This window comes from Xanthomonas campestris pv. phormiicola, from assembly GCA_025666215.1.
Classification (GTDB): domain Bacteria; phylum Pseudomonadota; class Gammaproteobacteria; order Xanthomonadales; family Xanthomonadaceae; genus Xanthomonas_A; species Xanthomonas_A campestris_A.
In genome coordinates, this window is the sequence record CP102593.1 from 1,713,014 (window position 1) to 1,731,379 (window position 18,366).

Below are 18,366 nucleotides of genomic sequence, written 5' to 3' on the forward strand. Positions count from 1 at the left end.
AGTGCGCCGGTGTTCATCCGCCGTCGATCGTTCACTGCCGTTGGAGCCGATGTCGATGCAAATCCCCTGTCCTCGACGCCTGCGCCGCGGCTGGATGCTCGCCTGGCTGCTGGTGCTGGCCGGTTGCTGCTGCGCCAGCGCGCTGGCGGCGGTGCCGGAACTGCCGCGGTTCCGGGTGCTGGGCGCCGAACAGGGGCTGCCGTCCACCGAGATCTCGCGCCTGGCCCTGGATCGCGACGGCTATCTGTGGATCGCCAGCGGCGACGGCCTGGCCCGCTACGACGGGCGCGAGTTCCGCCTGTGGCGCCACGATCCCGCCGATCCGCAGTCGCTGCGCTGCAACTACGTGCAGGAGCTGCACATCGATGCGCGCAACCGGGTCTGGGTCGCCTGCGAAGGCGGCGGCCTGAGCATGCTCGATGGCCGCCGCCGCGGGTTCCGTCATTTCAACATGGCCACGCAACCGGCGATGCGCAGCGACGAGGTGTTCGCCATCGCCAGCCGCAGCGACGAGGTGGTGTTCGGCACCTATGCCGGCGGCCTGTATCGGGTGCCCGCGAATGGGCGGGTGCAGCGCATCCAGGCCGGCGACGGCGAGATCGATGCGATGCTCGACGGCGCGATCGTGGGCCTGGGGTTCGACGACGCCGGGGTGCTGTGGGTCGGCACCTTCAAGGGCATGGTGCGTTACGACGGCACGCGCGCCAGCGCCTACCGGTTGCCCGGTCCGGCGGACGCGCAGCAGAAGGTCGCGGCGGTGATGGCGCTTGCGGACGGCCTGTGGGTCAGCGCCGGCGGCGAGCTGTACCGGCTCGGCCACGATGGCCGCTGGCAGCGCGCCGACTGGACCGGCGCGTTGCAGCGCGGGGCGCTGTGCATGGCCGAGGACGGCAATGGCGGCTACTGGCTCGGCAATGGCCAGGGGCTGTGGCACAAGCCGGCCAACGGCGCCTTGCGCCGCATCGGCGAGGGCGAGGCGGCGGTGGCCGGCGCCAATGTGGTGGTGAGCATGCTGCGCGACAAGGAAGGCGGGCTGTGGGTGTCGTTGCCGACCCGCGGGCTGGGGTATCTGCGTCCGGGCTGGCGGCGGCTGGCGGTGCTGGGGCCGGCGCACGGCCTGGCGCCGGACCTGTATGCCAGCCTGGCGCCGGCGCGCGACGGCAGTGTGTGGCTGGCCGGGACCGGCGGCAATGTGTACCGGCTGCAACCGTCCAGCGGCGAGCTCGGCAAGCCGCTGTGGACGCCCGGCCTGCCCGGCGTGCGGGTGCTGTCGGTGCTGGAGGATACGGCCGGCCAGCTGTGGCTGGGCAGCAGCGCCATGCTGCTGCGCGGTCCTGCCGGCGGCGGCGCGCTGCAGGGGTGGGGACGGACGTCGGCGGCCGACGCGACCCCCGACATCGGCGTCAACAGCTGGTTGCGGCAGCGCGCCGACGGCACCTTGTGGGTGGCCGCGCCCGGGTTCGGGGTGCAGGTGCGCGCGCTCGCCGACGGCCACGTGCTGGACAACATCCATGGTCCGCAACGCGGCCTGGCCGCCGCCGCCGATATCGCCGCGTTCGATCTGGCGCCGGACGGCACGCCGTGGCTGGCCGCCGAGCGCTTGCACTATTGGGACTCCGCCGCCGGGCAGTTCCGCGCGCCGCCGGAGTTCGCCGGCGAACGGGTGCAGTCGTTCGCCTTCGCCGATGCGCAGACCCTGTGGCTGCATCGCCTGTCCGGGCTCGAGCTGTGGCGCCGCGAGGGCGGGCACTGGCGCCAGCTGCACCGTTATGCGGCGGCCGAGGGCGTACCGGCGACCGAGTCGCAGGGGTTGGTCGTCGATCAGCAGGGACGCGCCTGGCTGGGCACGCGCCGCGGCCTGTTCCGGGTGGATCCGCGGCATACGCCTGCGGTGCGCGCGTTCGGCACCCGCGACGGATTGGGCAGCCAGGAGGTGGTCAAACGCGGGCTGCTGATGGCCGCCGACGGGGTGCTGGTGGCCGCCGCCGCCGATGGCAGCGTGGTGCTGCTGGATACGCGGTTGCCGGATCCGCCGCCGGTGCCGCTGACGCTGAGCGTGGAGAGCGTGCAGGTGCGCCGCGGCGAGCGGTTGCTGGCGCTGCCGGTGAGCGGTGGCTTCGCCCTGCAGCCGGACGATCGCGATCTGCGCGTGGTGGCGCGGCTGCTGTCGTTCGTCGATCCGGAGGGCATCGTCTACCGCTTCCGCCTGGCCGGCTACGACCGCGACTGGGTCGCGGTCGGCGCCACCGGCGAGCGCACGCTGCCGCAGTTGCCGGCCGGCGCGCACGTGCTCGAGGTGCAGGCGCGCACCCGCAACGGCGCCTGGTCGCCGACGCTGCGGCTGCCGTTCCGGGTGTATCCGCCATGGTGGCGCAGCGTCTGGGGCATCGCCGGGCTGCTCGCCGCCGCCGCGCTGCTGGTGCTGGCCTCGCTGCGCGCCTACCGCCGCCGCCTGCGCCGCCAGCATGCCTGGCAGCTGGCGCTGCACAAGCAGGAAGTGGCCGAGCAGGCGTCGCTGGCCAAGACCCGTTTCCTGGCCACGCTCGGGCACGAGGTGCGCACGCCGATGACCGGGGTGCTGGGCATGAGCGAACTGCTGCTGGCCACGCCGCTGGATCCCAGGCAGCGCGGCTATACCGAGTCGATCCGCCGCGCCGGCACGCACCTGCTGCACCTGGTCAACGATGCGCTGGACCTGGCGCGGATCGAGGCCGGGCGCCTGCAGCTGGATCTGCAGCCGTTCGCGTTGCAGGCGCTGATCGCCGACGTGGTGAACCTGATGGCGCCGCTGGCGCAGGCGCGCGGCTTGCGCTTCGAATGCCACGACACCTTGCCGGGCGCGGTGACCGTCAACGGCGACGCGGTGCGGGTGCGGCAGATCCTGCTCAATCTGATCGGCAATGCGATCAAGTTCACCGCCAGCGGTTCGGTGACGCTGCACGTGTCGCCGCTGCACAGCGGGCACGGACTGTGCGTGGAGGTCGTCGACACCGGCCCGGGCATCAGCGCCGAGCAGCAGGCGCGGCTGTTCCAGCGCTTCGAACAGGGCGAAGGCCCGCGCACCGCCGCCCGCTACGGCGGCAGCGGGCTGGGCCTGGCGATCAGCCAGGAGCTGGCGATGGCGATGGGTGGGCGCATCCAGGTCGACAGCCGGCTCGGGCACGGCGCGCGGTTCCGGGTGACGCTGCCGCTGCGCTGGCAGCCGCGCGCCGCCGAGGCGGTGACGGTGGTGCCGCTGCCGGCGCGGGCGCAGGCGCCGCTGCGGATCCTGCTGGTCGAGGACGAACCCACCGTGGCCCAGGTGATGGCCGAACTGCTGCGCAGCCGCGGCCACCACGTGGTCTGCGCCGCGCACGGCCTGGACGCGTTGACCGAAGTGACCCAGGGCACGTTCGACCTGGGCCTGCTGGACCTGGACCTGCCGGCGCTCGACGGCCTGGCGCTGGCGCGGCAATTGCGCGCGCTCGGCTACGATTTCCCGCTGATCGCGGTGACGGCGCGTTCCGACGGCGAGGCCGAGGCCGCGGCCAAGGCGGCCGGTTTCGCCTGTTTCGTGCGTAAGCCAGTCACCGGCGACATGCTGGCCGAGGCGATCGGGGCAGCGATGGAGGTTGAAGCCGGGACTCGGGACCCGGGACCCGGGACTCGGAAAGCGTAAGGTCTTGGCGGACGGTGCAGTGGATTCGCAGGCAACGCATGCGACGCTTCGGGTCCCGGGTCCCGGGTCCCGGGTCCCGAGTCCCGCGCCGACCATCCGTCTGTTGCCAGCGGCGGCGCTTATCGCCGACGATGGCGGCGGGCATCGGGGGACACGGCGCCCATGCACAAGGGGACGAGGATGCGGTCGAGACGGATCTTGGGAGGGCTACTGCTGCTGTGGTCGACGGCGGTCGTGGCGGCGGTGCCGCCGACCCCGCAGCCGCGCCAGCTGACCGTGGCCGACGGGTTGCCGTCCAACAGCATCAATGGCTTCGCCGAAGACCAGCTCGGCTACCTGTGGCTGGCCAGCAGCGACGGCCTGGCGCGGTTCGACGGGCGCGGCTACCGCATCTGGCGGATCGAGGACGGGCTGCGCGACAACAAGATCTGGACCGTGCACGTCGATGCGCAGAACCGGGTCTGGTTCGGCACCCAGAACGCCGGCATGGGCATGCTCTCGGCGGACCGGCGCACGTTCCGCTATTACGACCGCAGCAACTACCCGCAGATCGGCGGCGCCACGGTGTTCGCGATCGCCTCCACGCCCGACGGCAGCATCTGGTTCGGCACCGCCAACGGCGGCCTGGACCGGCTGCAGCCGGACGGCGCGCTGAGCCGCTACATGCCGATGCCGGGCGACGAGCGCAGCCTGCCGTCGCCGGCGGTGATCTCGCTGGCGACCACACCCGACGGCACGCTGTGGGTGGGCACCCGCGGCGGCCTGGCGCGCTGGACCGGGCACGACTTCGAACGGCTGCCGGCCTCGGCGCTGCCGCGGCCCGAGGTGCAGGGCCTGACGCCCGAGCGCGACGGCGCGCTGTGGGTGGCCAGCCAGGGCGGCGCGCGCCTGCTGCGCGCCGACGGCAACGTGGTGGCGCCGTACTGGAGCAACCTGCCCAGCGAGAGCGTGCTGGGGATGCTGGTCCACGACCGCCACGGCAATCGCTGGTTCGACACCCTGGACGGCCTGGGCCGCGAGAGCGACGCCGGGCAGATCCGCAACGTGCCGCTGTACAGCAACTCCGCGCACGGCCTGGTCAAGCCCAATTGGTCGTTGGCGTTCGAGGACCGCGAGGGCGATCTGTGGTTCGCCAGCTTCAATGCCGGCCTGTGGTACCTGCCGGCCAACTGGCGGCAGTTTTCGGTGCTGTCGTACCGGGTCGACGATCCGGACTCGATGGGCAATCCCTACGTCATCGCGACCGCCGCCTCGCGCGATGGCGGGGTGTGGCTGGCGGGCACGCGTGGCGTGCTGGACAAGCTGGATCCCGGCAACGGTGCGGTGCGCCACCACATCACCGCGCTGTTCGGGCGCGACTGGTCGCGTGCGCTGGTCGAGGACGGCCAGGGCAGGGTCTGGGCGGCGGCGCCGGCGGGGCTGTTGCGCTACGACCCGAGCAGCGGCGAGGTGCGGCGCTGGGGCAAGCAGAGTGGCGCCGATGCGCCGATGCCCGGCGATGTCGATCGGGCGATGGTCGGCAGCGACGGCCGCTTGTGGTTGTTCGGCGAAGTCGGTGGCGCGCAGATCCGCGACCTGGACGGGCACGTGTTGCGCAACATCGCCCCGGGCGCCGACGGGCTGCCCTCGGAGCTGACCGTGGACGATGCCCGGCCCGGTCCGCTGGGCCAGCCGTGGTTGCTCGGCCAACACGGCGTGCTGGCCTGGGACGCGACCAGCGAGCGCTTCGCGCCGGTGCCGGGCGCGCCGACGCGGGCGCTGAGCGCCTTCACCGTCACCGACGGCAACGTGGTCTGGCTGGCCAGTCTCGGCCGCCTGGAACGCTATCTGTGGGACGGCGGGCGGCTGAGCCTGCTCGACCGCATCGACGCCGAGCAGGAGTTCCCGTCGCTGGCGCCGAACGGCATCGTGGTCGATGCCAGCGGCGTGGCCTGGTTGAGCAGCGTGCGCGGCCTGATCCGGGTCGATCCGGCGAGCAAGGCGATCCGCTCCTACAGCGTGCACGACGGCCTGCCCAACCAGGAATTCCGCGTCCAGACCCTGACCCAGGCGCGCAGCGGGCAGATCCTGGGCGGCACGCCGGACGGGGTGGTGCTGTTCGAGCCGTCGGAGGTGGTGCCGTCGCGGCGGCAGCCGCCGCTGGTGATCGAACGCATCGGCGTGCGTCGCGGCGAGCGCGCGCTGGACCTGCTGCATGCCGGCAGCATCGTGCTGCAGGAAGGCGACCGCGACCTGCATGTCGTCGCGCGCCTGCTGTCGTTCTCCGATACCGACGCCAACACCTACCGGTTCCGGCTCAGCGGCTACGACCCGGACTGGGTCGATGTCGGCGCCAGCGGCGAGCGCCTGTTCTCGCGCCTGCCGTCGGGCCACTACACCCTGGAAATGCAGGCGCGCACCGCCGACAAGGTGTGGTCGAAGGTCACCACGCTGCGCTTCCGCGTGCTGCCGCCGTGGTGGCGCAGCCCCTGGGGCATGACCGGGCTGGCCTTGCTGGCGCTGCTGGCGCTGTGGCTGGCGTCCTACCTGTACCGGCGGCGCCTGCGCCGGCGCAATGCGTGGCAGCTGGCCTTGCACAAACAGGAACTGGCCGAGCAGGCCTCGCTGGCCAAGACCCGTTTCCTGGCCACGCTCGGGCACGAGGTGCGCACGCCGATGACCGGGGTGCTGGGCATGAGCGAACTGCTGCTGGCCACGCCGCTGGATCCCAGGCAGCGCGGCTATACCGAGTCGATCCGCCGCGCCGGCGCGCACCTGCTGCGCCTGGTCAACGATGCGCTGGACCTGGCGCGGATCGAGGCCGGGCGCCTGGAACTGGACCGGCAGCCGTTCGACCTGGGCCAGTTGATCGCCGAACTGGAGGCGATGATGGCGCCGATGGCGCACAGCCGCGGCCTGGCCTTCGCCCTGGACAACGCGATGCCGGCCGAGGTGACCGCCAACGGCGATGCGACCCGGGTGCGGCAGATCCTGCTCAACCTGCTCAACAACGCGATCAAGTTCACCGACCGCGGCGGCGTGACCTTGCGCGTGGCGCCGCTGCACGAGCGCCAGGACGTGCGTTTCGAGGTCGCCGACACCGGCCCGGGCATCAACGCCGAGCAGCAGGCGCGGCTGTTCCAGCGCTTCGAGCAGGCCGACGGCCCGCGCACCGCCGCCCGCTACGGCGGCAGCGGCCTGGGCCTGGCGATCTGCCAGGAGCTGGCGGTGGCGATGGGCGGGCGCGTGGAGCTGCACAGCAGGCTCGGCGTCGGCACCCGCTTCATCGTCGACCTGCCGCTGCCGTGGAGCCCCGAGCCGCTGCATTCCGGCACGCGCGGCGAGCGCGAGGCGCTGGCGGCGACGCGGCCGCTGCGCATCCTGCTGGTCGAGGACGACCCCACCGTCGCCGAAGTGGTCAGCGGCCTGCTGGGCGCGCGCGGGCATCACATCACCCATGCCGCGCATGCCCTGGCGGCGCTGACCGAGGTGGCGGGGAGCAGCTTCGACGTGGCCTTGCTGGACCTGGACCTGCCCGGCCTGGACGGCCTGGCGCTGGCGCGGCAACTGCGCGTGTTCGGCTACGAGATGCCGCTGATCGCGGTCACCGCCCGCACCGACGCCGACGCCGAACCGCAGGCCCGCGCGGCCGGCTTCGACGGTTTCCTGCGCAAGCCGGTGACCGGGGACATGCTGGCCGAGGCGATCGAGGCGGTGGTGGAGCCGGGACCGGGGACTGGGGACTCGGGACTCGAAAAAGCGTGATGTCGCAGCGGATCGTTCCGCAGACTTCGTAGACCAGCCTCCACAGTGCTTCCACGAGTCCCGAGTCCCCGGTCCCGAGTCCCGAGTCCCGAGTCCCGGCTATTCCGCCACTTCCTCCACCTTGTGCGGATGCGGCCGCGTATCCGGCAGCTGCCAGAAGATCAGGGTCGAGGTCAGGGTGATCGCGCCGACGCAGACGAAGGTCGCGTGCAGCGCGGCGGTGGCGCCGTGGCTGTCGCCGAGGTGGTCGTTGAAGGCCGCCAGCAGGCTGCCGGCGGCGGCGGCGCCGAAGCCGGTGGCCAGCATCATCACCATCGACAGCAGGCTGTTGCCGGCGCTGGCCTGGTCGCGGTCCAGGTCGCGCAGGGTCACCGTGTTCATGACCGTGAACTGCAGCGAATTGACCGCGCCGAACAGCGCCAGCTGCAGCAGCCGCCAGCCCAGCGGCTGGCCGGCGTCGAACAGCACGAAGCTGGCCATCGCGACGCCGACCAGCACGGTGTTGGTCATCAGCACCCGGCGATAGCCGTAGTTCTCCACCAGTTTCACCGCCGCGCGCTTGGCGGCCATGCCCGCCAGCGCCACCGGGATCATCATCAGGCCCGCGCGCATCGGGCTCATGCCCAGGCCGACCTGCAGCAGCAGCGGGATCAGGAACGGCATGCTGCCGCTGCCCACGCGCGCGAACAGATTGCCGAGGATGCCGATGCGGAAGCTGACCACCTTGAACAGGTGCAGCGGGAACAGCGCCGTCGGCGCGTTGGCCGCATGCAGCCAGTAGCCGATCAGCGCGGCCAGGCCGGCGATGGCCAGCAGCATCACGAACGCATGGCGCAGGCCCAACTCGGAAATCCCGTCCAGCGCCAGCGACAGCGCGATCATGCCGAACGCCAGCATCGCGTAGCCGATCAGGTCGAAGCGGGTGCGCTGCTCGCCATGGAAATCGGGCATCACCTTCAGCGCGGCAGCGAAGCCGATCGCGCCGATCGGCAGGTTGATCAGGAACACCCAGTGCCACGACGCCACCTGCACCAGCCAGCCGCCGAGGGTCGGCCCGACCAGCGGCCCGATCAGCGCCGGGATCGCGATGAAGCTCATCGCGCTCAGGAACTGCTCGCGCGACACCGAGCGCATCACCGCCAGGCGCCCGACCGGCAGCAGCATCGCCCCGCCGATGCCCTGCAGCACCCGCGCGGCGACCAGATAGGGCAGGCGCGGCGCGGCAGCGCACAGCAGCGAGCCGAGGGTGAACAGCACGATCGCGGCCAGGAAGGTGCGGCGCGTGCCGTAGCGGTCGGCGATCCAGCCCGAGGCGGGGATGAACATCGCCACCGCCAGCGCATAGCTGACCACCACCGACTGCATCTGCAGCGGACTCTCGCCCAGGCTGCGCGCCATCGCCGGCAGCGCGGTGTTGACGATGGTCGCATCGAGCATCTGCATGAAGATGGCCAGCGACACCAGCCACAGCAGCGGCCGGAAACTGCGGTAGTTCGGAACGGAGATCGGATCGGGGGAGGGCGCGGACATCGGCACGCACGGCAACGCGGGGGGGGCATAGGATCGCGCAGATCGCGTGGCGGCGCCGTGCAGCAGCGGGCGGTTATGGTCCCGGTCGCCGTTGGCGGCCGTTCCCGGTTAGTGGTTCAGCGTTGAGGCCTGTCTAGGAGAGAAGGAGGGGCCGGATCCGTTCGATATGTCAAGGGTTGGTTAGTGCGAACCTTATGGCGCCTTGCCGAGAAAATTTCGCGGCCGCGAACGGATTCGCGGCCGCGAAACGGCATGCATTAGCCGGATAACAGGCGCGCAAGCGAAAAAATCAATCCGCTAGCTAACGCCAGTAGGCTCAAACCCAATAAAAAGACGGCATATCCATAGTTGACGAAAGGCCTGCGCTTCCTCAGGGCTCTGAAATAAAAAAACACGACAGCGCCATAGGCGATAGCCATGCAACCGTACAAAGCAACAGTTTGCCAATCCAGTTCATTCGCCTCCCATCCTATCCACGCCACAGCAGTGGCGAAGAATAAAAGTATGAATGATCGGATAAGGTATGTATTGCCAATCGGAATTGTATTCATGGGGTTAATGAATGTATGGTGCAGCGTGCGCCAGATGGAGTGTAAGAGCATGCGATCATAAAGCCAGTGTTGACTGGGACGCCTGGCAAATTATTCCAGCTTACTCCTAGTGCGTCCAGGTGATCCACCATTTCGCCTCCTGCGGTTATGCCAGCAACAGTATTGGGGTAGACGTAGTTCGTTGTCCCGCCCACTCCTCCCCCCGCGTCAACGCTGTTTTCTGGTATGCGATTCCCTGCCGCATCATGAGCGGAGCCTTTTATGTAAATATAGTTTTTGGCATTAAAATCCCATGTGACTTGAAAAAAAGAACCGTCAGTAAACTGAATGTTGTTGGTCACGGTGAAAGGGGTTTTTAAGCCGGTTATAGATACAAAGTTTGTCAGATTTGACAAGGATACCCGAACTCTGTCTTGAGCCCAGTAAAATGGGCCGAGATTATTTTTGCTAAAATTTAAAGAAATAACGGCATCCCGATAGGCGGGTGTTGTAACCGCATCGAACGCAGTCATCCTGCGTGTCGCTTCTTCTGCTATTTGAGTCGCCAATGATGAAGTCGCAACGCTTGGTACATCAAAATCGAAATGGAAGGTATGCCGAAGCTCTGTCGTGCCGGTTGCGTCATAAAGGTCAAGTCCGTAATTCAACAGCTGAACTTCTTCAGATGTCAATGGTATTGTTGTGATCGATATGTTGCCTGAGGGAAGGACGCGATTGTCTTCAATGCGCGCAAGTGGAGTAGTTATTCCCTGGGTATGATAGTGCGACAATTTGCGGCCAGTGAAATCCCAGAAATAATGATGGCCGTTGCCCAGGTCTTGCGCTTGAAATCTAAGTTGTTGATTCCCGCAGGAATTACATACAGAGATGGTGTCGGCTGCTTTGCACTTGACTGAGCAGAGCGCAAGAAACAAAAATAAGCCTGTGAATATTTTTCCCATAAAAATCCTTTTTATTTTCTTTAAAGATTGAGTGCGTCTTGCATGAAGAGGCGGTGCGTCCCTCCAGGGATGCGCGATTGAAAATAATATATTCAAGGAAAAATCTGGTAGACAAGTCTGCGTGGAGCAGGCCAGCAGCACCAGCCACACCAATGGTGTTTGATGGCTGGCTGCTATTGAGTCCGCGATCCTGACTCGCCGTCGGTGAAGGCTCTACCCGCGGCGGCTGTGCCGCTGCACCGCGGCGACCAGCGCGCCGACGTGCTCGGGTTGCATGTCCGGCGACAGCCCGTGGCCGAGGTTGAACACGTGGCCTTCCGCCGAGCCGTTGCCGTCGGCGTAGCTGCGCAGTACGCGCTGCACCTCGCGTTCGATCGCCGCCGGCGAGCCGTACAGCGTGGCCGGGTCCAGGTTGCCCTGCAGCGCGACGCGGCCGCCGCTGCGGCGTGCGGCATCGGCCAGGTCGATGGTCCAGTCCACGCCCAGGCCTTCGGCGCCGGAGGCGGCCAGTTCCTCCAGGTAGGGCGCGTTGCCCTTGCCGAACAGGATCAGCGGGGTGCGCTCGGCGCCGTCGCCGCGCGGCAGTTCGCGGGCGATGCGCTGCAGGTAGGGCAGCGAGAACTCGCGGTACATCGCCGGGCTGAGCACGCCGCCCCAGGTGTCGAATACCTGCAGCGCCTGCGCGCCGGCCGCGCGCTGCGCCGCCAGGTAGGCGATCACCGCGTCGGTGTTGACCGACAGCAACTGGTGCAGCGCCGCCGGTTCGTTCAAGGCCAGCGCCTTGATCCGCGCGTAGTTGTCGCTGCCGCCGCCCTCGACCATGTAGCAGGCCAGCGTCCACGGGCTGCCGGAGAAGCCGATCAGCGGCACGCTGCCGTCCAGCTCGCGGCGGATCACCCGCACCGCGTCCATCACGTAGCGCAGTTCGGTCTCCATGTCCGGCACGCCGAGCCGGGCGATCGCCGCCGCGTCGCGCACCGGGTGCTTGAACTTCGGGCCTTCGCCCTCGACGAAATACAGCTCCAGGCCCATCGCATCGGGGATGGTGAGGATGTCGGAGAACAGGATCGCCGCGTCCAGCGGGAACCGCGCCAGCGGCTGCAGGGTCACTTCACAGGCCAGTTCCGGGGTCTTGGCCATGGCCAGGAAGCTGCCGGCGCGGGCACGGGTGGCGCGGTACTCGGGCAGGTAGCGCCCGGCCTGGCGCATCAGCCACACGGGGGTCTGGTCCACGGGCTCGCGGCGCAGGGCGCGCAGCAGACGGTCGTTCTTGAGCATGGGGGATTCCTTAGCGCGGGGCGTCGGCGCCGCGGGTGAACATGACCTGGAAGCCGCGCTTGAGTTGCGCATCGCGGGCTTTCTCGAAGGCGGCGTGGGCCTCGTCCTGCAGCAGGTATTGCTCGCGCTTGAGCTGCGCGCGGCCGCCGATCTGGCCGCTTTCGCGCAACAGCTCCCAGCCGCCGAACAGGTCCGGTTGCAGGCTCAGCTGGATGTAGCGGGGCGGCTCGTTGCCGCCCGGGCGTTGCTGTAGGAAGACGCGCATGGGCCGATTGTACCCATCGCAGCTCGCCGCGGCGTCGCTGCCGGTCGCGCGTTATGGGACGGGTGGGGAAGCCGGCAGGGCGTCTGGGCCGCGGTCGGCGGGCGGCCGCGGGCGGCTGGCGCGACGCGCGCACCGCCGGCGCGCTGAAACCATGGACGACGCGCGACGTCCTTGCCCGAGCGCGTCTTGGCGCAGGCCTGCGCCCCGGGGGCGGCGCAGGGCACTCGCGCATGCTGGCTCTCGCGGGGTGCACTTTGGGAGGGACTTCAGTCCCGACGCTGTCCGACGTCGGGAGGCCCGCCACTTCGCTCGTGGCGACTGAAGGGCACCTCTAATAACCTCGATTCCAAAAATTCCGCACTATGCGCATCAATGACTTGCGAGCGTTTTAGTCGAGTTTTTGGGGGTTATTAGAGGTGCCCTGAAGTCGCTCCCACAGGGACTTGCGGCGAGCCAGCGACCGAGGGCGGATGGATGCTTCGGCGCGGCAGGCTGCGCTACGCCGCGGCCCGCACGGCGGCGTTCAGCACCGCCAGCACCGCCGCCTCGTCGACGTCGGGCACCACTTCGGCCCGGCCGATGCCGCGCCACAGCACCAGCCGCAGGCGACCGGCGATGTTCTTCTTGTCCAGCCGCATCCGCGCCAGCAGCGCCTGCGGCGCCAGCCCGGCCGGCAGCGCGGTGGGCAGGCCGTAGTCGGCCAGCAGCGCGTGCAGCCGTTCGGTGTCCTGCGCCGTGGCCATGCCCAGCCGCGCCGACAGCTCGGCCGCCAGCACCATGCCCACCGCCACCGCTTCGCCGTGGTTGAGGTTGGCGTTGCCGGGCGCGCCGTAGCCCTGTTCGGTCTCGATCGCGTGGCCGAAGGTGTGGCCGAGGTTGAGCAGGGCGCGCTCGCCCTTCTCCAGCGGGTCGCGGGCCACGATCTCGGCCTTGTGCTCGCAGCTGCGCGCGATCGCCTGCGCCAGCGCGGCCGGTTCGGCGGCCAGCAGGGCGTGGCGTTCGGCATGCAGCCACTCGAAGAACAGCGGGTCGCGGATCGCGCCGTACTTGATCACCTCGGCCAGGCCGGCGCGCAGTTCGCGCGGCGGCAGGTTGCGCAGGGTGGCGGTGTCGGCCAGCACCGCGCGCGGCGGATGGAACGCGCCGACCAGGTTCTTGCCCTGGGCGATGTCCACCGCGGTCTTGCCGCCGACCGAGGAATCGACCATCGCCAGCAGCGTGGTCGGCAGCTGCACGCAATCCACCCCGCGCATCCAGCACGCGGCGGCGAAGCCGGCCAGGTCGCCGACCACGCCGCCGCCCAGCGCCAGCACGCAGGCGTCGCGGGTGGCGCCGAGTTCGGCCAGCGCGGCGATCGCCGCGCCGAAATTGTCCAGGGTCTTGGAGGCCTCGCCGGCGGGGATCACGAACTCGCCGATGCGCAGCTCCGGGCGCGCCGCCAGCAGCGCCTGGCGCACCTGCGCGGCGTACAGCGAGGCGACGTTGCTGTCGCTGAGCAGCAGCACGTGGCGGCCGCGCACGTGCTCGGCCAGGCGTGCGCCGTCGTCGAGCAGGCCGGGGCCGATGCGGATGGTGTAGGCCGGGTCGCCTTCGACCGCGACGCAGCGTTGGGAAACAGTCATGCAATGGGGTCCGGAAGTTTCCACGACGCGGCCAGGCGCACGACCAGCTGCGCGGTGGCTTCGGCGGGATTGAGGTGGTCGGTGTCCAGGATCAGGTCGGCGACTTCGCGGTACAGCGGCTCGCGCACCGCGTGCAGCTCGTGCAGCACCCGTTCGCGGTCGCCGCGCTGCAGCAGCGGACGGCTGCGGTCGCGTTGCAGGCGCTGCAGCTGCGAGGCCACGCTGACCCGCAGGTACACCACGAAGCCGTGTTCGCGCATCTCGCGGCGGCTGTCGGCGTCGAGCACGGCGCCGCCGCCGGTGGAGATGAGGTGGCCGGGGGTGCCGAGCACGCTTTCCAACACGCTGCGCTCGTGCTCGCGGAAACCGGCCTCGCCGGCATGCTCGAACAGCGAGGCGATGCTCGCGCCGGTGCGTTCGACGATGGCCTGGTCGCTATCGACGAATGCAAGGCTGAAGCGCTCGGCCAGGCGGCGGCCGATGACGCTCTTGCCGGCTCCCATCGGGCCGACCAGCACGAGATTGGGGGCGGGATTCATCCGCCGATGCTAGCAGACGCGCCGCGTGCGCAGGCCGGTCGCGCTGCTTGCATGCGTTGCGCCGAGCGCGTGCCGGTGCGCTTGCGGCACGAGCGCGTCGCGGCGCTGGCCGGCGCCTGTGCACGTTGCGCGGCGTTGGCGGCCAGTCAGCTGGGACGGTCAGCGCGCCGGTCGCGGCGCCCGTGCCCGCGCGGCCCTGCGCACGGCATCTGTCGCGCGGTGCTGCGGGCCGCAGCAAAGGCTGGCGAGCGCGCAGCCGATCGCGGCACGCGGTCCGGGCCGGTAGGGCCGGCGCCATGGCCGCCCCGCGCTGCCGCGTGCGTCGCGCCGTGCATGGCGCGACAATGGGGCCTCGTCCGCCGAGTGCCTTGCCGCCATGCCCGATCTCTACGCCGAAGCCCTGTCCACGTTCGCCGACCTGTTCGCGGAGGCGCGGACCAGCGACGAGGCCGAATACAACGCCATGGTCGTCGCCTCGGCCACGCTGGAGGCGCGTCCGTCCTCGCGGGTGGTGCTGCTGAAGTCCTACGACGCGCGCGGTTTCGTGTTCTACACCCACCTGGACAGCCAGAAGGGCCGCGAGCTGCAGGCCAACCCGCAGGCCTCGCTGCTGTTCCTGTGGCGGCGCATGCGCGAGGACGGCGTGCAGGTCCGTATCGATGGCGAAGTGCAACTGGTCGCCGCGGCCGAGGCCGATGCGTATTTCGCCTCGCGCCCGCGCATGAGCCAGATCGGCGCGTGGGCGTCGGCGCAGTCGCGCACCCTGCAGTCGCGCGAGGAGTTCGAGCAGCGCGTGGTCAAGGCCGAGGCCAGCTTCGAAGGCCGCGCGGTGCCGCGTCCGGACGGGTGGGGCGGGTTCCGCGTGGTGCCGCGTAGCTTCGAGTTCTGGTACGGCGGCAAGTACCGCCTGCACGAGCGCTGGCATTACGCTGCCGACGCCGCCGGCCACTGGTCCAAGCGGATGCTGTTCCCGTGACCGAGGGGTTCTCGGTACGCGCCGCCGCCGCTGTCGACCTGCGCGCCTGGGCGGCGCTGCGGATGGCGCTGTGGCCGGACGAGCGCGATGCCTTCGGCGGCGTGGCCGAAGCGCTGCAGCGCGAGGACGCGGCCAATTTCCTGGCCTTCGCCGGCGACGGCCAGGCGATCGGCTTCGCCGACGTCACCCTGCGCCAGGACTACGTCAACGGCACCGACGGTTCGCCGGTGGGGTTTCTGGAAGGCTGGTACGTGGTGCCGGCGTGGCGCGGCCGCGGCATCGGCCGCGCGCTGCTGCGCGAGGTGCGGGAGTGGACCCGCGCGCAGGGCTGCAGCGAGCTGGCCTCCGATGCGCTGATCGACGACGCCGCGGCGCAGGCCGCGCACCGCGCCTGCGGGTTCGAGGAGACCGAGCGCGTGGTGTATTTCCGCATGCCGGTCGAGGACTGACGTGGGTCCGCAGCGCATCGTCTGCCTGACCGAGGAACCCACCGAGACGCTGTACGCGCTCGGCGAGCAGGCGCGCATCGTCGGCATCAGCGGCTTCACCGTGCGGCCGCCGCAGGCGCGCCGCGACAAGCCCAAGGTCAGCGCCTTCACCAGCGCCAGGATCGGCGAGATCCTCAAGCTGCAGCCGGACCTGGCGATCGGCTTTTCCGACATCCAGGCCGAGATCGCCGCCGAGCTGGTGCGCAACGGGGTGGAGGTGTGGATCGCCAACCACCGCAGCGTCGACGGCATCCTCGACTACGTGCGCCGGCTCGGCGCGCTGGTCGGCGCCGGTGCGCGTGCCGACGCCTACGCCGACGAACTGCAGCGCGGGCTGGACACGGTCGCCGCGCAGGCGGCGGCGCTGCCGCGGCGGCCGAAAGTGTATTTCGAGGAATGGGACGAGCCGATCATCACCGGCATCCGCTGGGTCGCCGAGCTGGTGCGCATCGCCGGCGGCGACGACGTGTTTCCGGAGCTGTCGGTGGAACCGCTGGCCAAGGCGCGGATCCTGGCCAACGGCGACGAGGTGGTGCGGCGCGCGCCGGACATCATCCTCGGCTCGTGGTGCGGCAAGCGCTTCCGCCCAGAGCGCGTGGCCGCGCGGCCGGGCTGGGCGGCGATCCCGGCGGTGCGCGACGGCCAGCTGTTCGAGATCAAGTCGCCGCTGATCCTGCAGCCGGGACCGGCGGCATTGACCGACGGCGTGCGCGCGATCGCGGTGATCGTGCAGGCCTGGGCGCAGCGCCAGTAGCCGCGCCCACGCGGGCTCAGCGCGCCGGCGCCGCCTGGGTGCGGCCGGCGACGCCCACGCCGAGCAGCGCCAGCAGCGCGGCCACCGCGAAGGTGGACAGGTACGCGGCGGCCACCGACCGGGTCAGCAGCGCCGCGAACAGCGAGCCGCCCACTGCCAGCGTGGTCGCCACCGCGATCGCCTCGCTCAACTGCAGCGCCGAACTGTTCGCGCCCTGCTGCGCCGGCGGCGACAGGGTCAGGGTCAGCACCGACAGGGTCGGATAGATCAGGCCCATGCCCAGGCCGGTGGCGGCCCAGCCGCCGATCGCGACCGCCGCGGGCAGCGCCGGCCACAGCGCCAGCGCGGTGATCGCCACGCCCAGTGTCATCAGTGCGCAGCCCACGCGCAGCCGGCGCAGGCGGGTGCCGTCGCGGCCGTAGTGGCCCTGGTACCAGGAGCCGGCGAACCAGCCCAGCGCGCCCACGCTCAAGGCCACCCCGGCCCAGGTCGGCGACAGGCCGCGTTCGCGCGACAGCAGCAGCGGCAGGAACGCCTCGCAGCCGAAAAACGCCGATCCGGCGATGCCGCGCAGCGCGATCACGCTGGGCAGCCCGCGTGCCGCGCGCAGGGTGCCGCGCGGCAGCAGCCGCCATGCGCAGGCCAGCAGCAGCGCCAGCGCCGGCAGCACCGTGGCCGCCGCCCAGGCGCCGCGCTGCTGGCCGCCCAGGTACAGCAGGCAGATCCCGGCCGCAGCGCCGATCGACCACAGCAACGGCGCCGCGCTGGAACGCGCCGCTGCGGCCACGCGCGGCAGGCTGCGCAATGCCGGCTGCAGCAGCGCCGCCGAGGGCAATGCCAGCAGCGGCACCGCCAGGAACACCCAGCGCCAGCCGACGTGTTCGACGATCAGCCCGCTGATGCTCGGCCCGATCAGCGACGGCACCACCCAGCCGGCGGAGAACGCGGCGAAGATGCGCGGCCGCAGCGCCTGCGGATACAGCCGCGCGACCAGGACATACAGCGCCACCGAGATCGCGCCGGCGCCCACGCCCTGCACCAGCCGCCCGGCCAGCAGCATCGGCATCGACAGCGCGAAGCCGGCCAGCAGCAGGCCGCACACGAAGCACAGCAGGCCGGCCCACAGCGGTGCCGCCGGACCGCGCAGATCGCTCCAGCGCCCGGCCACGGTCATGCCGATCACGCTGGTGGCCAGGGTGCCGCCGAACGCCAGCGCATACAGCCGCAGGCCGTCCAGCTCGCGCGCCACGGTCGGCATCGCGGTGGCCACCGCCAGCGCTTCGAAGGCGATCAGCGAGACCAGCGCGACCATGCCCAGCGTGGTCGCGCGGTAGTGCGGTGCCAGCACCGACCCGGCGGCAGGCGCCGCAGTTGCAGCGGCATCCGGCAGTGCCGGTGCGGCGGTGCGACGCTCGCTGTTGCGGGGTGTGGCGTGGTTCATCGAACAGCCTTGTGCGGGGCAGGCAGGTCGCCAGCGGACGCTTGCGTTGGGGGGAGGCGGACGTGCAGCATGCGACCTCAACCGCACTCGAGGTCAAGCGATGCATGAGGAGTTGAGCGTGGGGCAGGTCGCCGCACGCAGCGGCGTGGCGGTGTCCGCGCTGCATTTCTACGAGAAGAAGGGCCTGATCCACAGCCTGCGTACCGCCGGCAACCAGCGCCGCTATGCGCGCGACGTGTTGCGTCGGCTGGCGGTGATCCGCGTCGCGCAGCGCGTCGGCGTGCCGCTGGACAGCATCAAGGCCGCGTTCGCGCAGCTGCCCGATGCGCGCACGCCCACGCGCGCGGAGTGGGCGCGGATGTCCGCGGCCTGGCGCCAGGAGCTGGACGCACGCATCGGGCAGCTGACCCAGTTGCGCCACCAGCTCACCGATTGCATCGGCTGCGGCTGCCTGTCGCTGCGCCGCTGCCGCCTGAGCAATCCCGCCGATACGCTGGGCGCGCAGGGCGACGGGCCGCAGCGCTGGACATCGCCCTGAGCGAGCCCGATGCTGGGCGCTGCGTCACGATCGGAGCGGTG

The 18,366-nt window shown here is 70.4% G+C and carries 14 protein-coding genes; 6 read left to right on the plus strand and 8 right to left on the minus strand.

The genetic code is table 11. The annotated features are described in order from the left end of the window. The first annotated feature begins 55 nt into the window (after nucleotides 1-55). Nucleotides 56-3,658 (plus strand): ATP-binding protein, encoded by a 3,603-nt coding sequence (locus NRY95_06965; GenBank protein UYC17686.1) that lies wholly within the window; start codon nucleotides 56-58, stop codon nucleotides 3,656-3,658. A 180-nt stretch (nucleotides 3,659-3,838) separates the two neighbouring features. Next, complete coding sequence (locus tag NRY95_06970) at nucleotides 3,839-7,402, plus strand: ATP-binding protein (protein UYC17687.1); 3,564 nt, start codon at nucleotides 3,839-3,841, stop codon at nucleotides 7,400-7,402. 99 nt (nucleotides 7,403-7,501) lie between these two features. On the opposite strand, the gene mdtD is transcribed toward NRY95_06970, so the two are convergent. The 7 genes from mdtD to NRY95_07005 form a co-directional block, all read right to left on the minus strand. Beyond that, nucleotides 7,502-8,932 (minus strand): multidrug transporter subunit MdtD, encoded by a 1,431-nt coding sequence (gene mdtD / locus NRY95_06975; GenBank protein UYC17688.1) that lies wholly within the window; start codon nucleotides 8,930-8,932, stop codon nucleotides 7,502-7,504. 257 nt (nucleotides 8,933-9,189) lie between these two features. Next, entirely contained in the window at nucleotides 9,190-9,483 is a 294-nt protein-coding gene (locus NRY95_06980; protein ID UYC17689.1) for a hypothetical protein, read from the minus strand. Next, nucleotides 9,480-10,574, minus strand: a complete 1,095-nt coding sequence (locus tag NRY95_06985; GenBank protein ID UYC17690.1) for a hypothetical protein — start codon at nucleotides 10,572-10,574, stop codon at nucleotides 9,480-9,482. Before NRY95_06985 ends, NRY95_06980 begins: the two co-directional genes overlap by 4 nt. 63 nt (nucleotides 10,575-10,637) lie before the next feature. Then, nucleotides 10,638-11,702: a uroporphyrinogen decarboxylase gene (gene hemE / locus NRY95_06990; protein ID UYC17691.1), complete on the minus strand. Its 1,065-nt coding sequence runs from the start codon at nucleotides 11,700-11,702 to the stop codon at nucleotides 10,638-10,640. Nucleotides 11,703-11,712: 10 nt separating this feature from the next. Further along, on the minus strand, nucleotides 11,713-11,967 hold the full coding sequence (locus NRY95_06995; protein UYC17692.1) for a WGR domain-containing protein: 255 nt from the start codon (nucleotides 11,965-11,967) through the stop codon (nucleotides 11,713-11,715). A gap of 497 nt (nucleotides 11,968-12,464) precedes the next feature. Next, on the minus strand, nucleotides 12,465-13,589 hold the full coding sequence (gene aroB, locus NRY95_07000) for a 3-dehydroquinate synthase (GenBank protein UYC17693.1): 1,125 nt from the start codon (nucleotides 13,587-13,589) through the stop codon (nucleotides 12,465-12,467). After that, complete coding sequence (locus tag NRY95_07005) at nucleotides 13,586-14,128, minus strand: shikimate kinase (protein UYC17694.1); 543 nt, start codon at nucleotides 14,126-14,128, stop codon at nucleotides 13,586-13,588. Before NRY95_07005 ends, aroB begins: the two co-directional genes overlap by 4 nt. Nucleotides 14,129-14,504: 376 nt before the next feature. Here NRY95_07005 and pdxH point away from each other — a divergent pair, with 376 nt between their 5' ends. The 3 genes from pdxH to NRY95_07020 are packed head-to-tail and all read left to right on the plus strand — an operon-like array spanning nucleotide 14,505 to nucleotide 16,346. Further along, nucleotides 14,505-15,104, plus strand: a complete 600-nt coding sequence (gene pdxH, locus NRY95_07010) for a pyridoxamine 5'-phosphate oxidase (protein ID UYC17695.1) — start codon at nucleotides 14,505-14,507, stop codon at nucleotides 15,102-15,104. After that, nucleotides 15,101-15,553 carry a GNAT family N-acetyltransferase gene (locus NRY95_07015; GenBank protein UYC17696.1) on the plus strand — a complete coding sequence of 151 codons (453 nt, stop codon included), beginning with the start codon at nucleotides 15,101-15,103 and terminating at the stop codon, nucleotides 15,551-15,553. The genes pdxH and NRY95_07015 overlap by 4 nt, the downstream gene beginning before the upstream one ends. Before the next feature lies 1 nt (nucleotide 15,554). Then, a complete protein-coding gene (locus tag NRY95_07020) occupies nucleotides 15,555-16,346 on the plus strand; it encodes a cobalamin-binding protein (GenBank protein ID UYC17697.1) in 792 nt (263 codons plus the stop codon). A 16-nt stretch (nucleotides 16,347-16,362) separates the two neighbouring features. Here NRY95_07020 and NRY95_07025 read toward each other — a convergent pair whose 3' ends face one another. Continuing rightward, nucleotides 16,363-17,787, minus strand: a complete 1,425-nt coding sequence (locus NRY95_07025; GenBank protein UYC17698.1) for an MFS transporter — start codon at nucleotides 17,785-17,787, stop codon at nucleotides 16,363-16,365. A 100-nt stretch (nucleotides 17,788-17,887) separates the two neighbouring features. Between NRY95_07025 and soxR the strand changes: the two genes are divergently transcribed. After that, entirely contained in the window at nucleotides 17,888-18,325 is a 438-nt protein-coding gene (gene soxR / locus NRY95_07030) for a redox-sensitive transcriptional activator SoxR (protein ID UYC17699.1), read from the plus strand. Nucleotides 18,326-18,366 lie beyond the last annotated feature (41 nt).

Bases quoted from the DNA above. Each gene is read 5' to 3' on its own strand.
- NRY95_07005 (UYC17694.1), bottom strand. From the start codon at position 14,128: ATGAATCCCGCCCCCAATCTCGTGCTGGTCGGCCCGATGGGAGCCGGC.
- aroB (UYC17693.1), bottom strand. From the start codon at position 13,589: ATGACTGTTTCCCAACGCTGCGTCGCGGTCGAAGGCGACCCGGCCTAC.
- soxR (UYC17699.1), top strand. From the start codon at position 17,888: ATGCATGAGGAGTTGAGCGTGGGGCAGGTCGCCGCACGCAGCGGCGTG.
- NRY95_06965 (UYC17686.1), top strand. From the start codon at position 56: ATGCAAATCCCCTGTCCTCGACGCCTGCGCCGCGGCTGGATGCTCGCC.
- NRY95_06980 (UYC17689.1), bottom strand. From the start codon at position 9,483: ATGAATACAATTCCGATTGGCAATACATACCTTATCCGATCATTCATA.
- NRY95_07025 (UYC17698.1), bottom strand. From the start codon at position 17,787: ATGAACCACGCCACACCCCGCAACAGCGAGCGTCGCACCGCCGCACCG.
- pdxH (UYC17695.1), top strand. From the start codon at position 14,505: ATGCCCGATCTCTACGCCGAAGCCCTGTCCACGTTCGCCGACCTGTTC.
- hemE (UYC17691.1), bottom strand. From the start codon at position 11,702: ATGCTCAAGAACGACCGTCTGCTGCGCGCCCTGCGCCGCGAGCCCGTG.
- NRY95_06970 (UYC17687.1), top strand. From the start codon at position 3,839: ATGCGGTCGAGACGGATCTTGGGAGGGCTACTGCTGCTGTGGTCGACG.
- NRY95_06995 (UYC17692.1), bottom strand. From the start codon at position 11,967: ATGCGCGTCTTCCTACAGCAACGCCCGGGCGGCAACGAGCCGCCCCGC.
- mdtD (UYC17688.1), bottom strand. From the start codon at position 8,932: ATGTCCGCGCCCTCCCCCGATCCGATCTCCGTTCCGAACTACCGCAGT.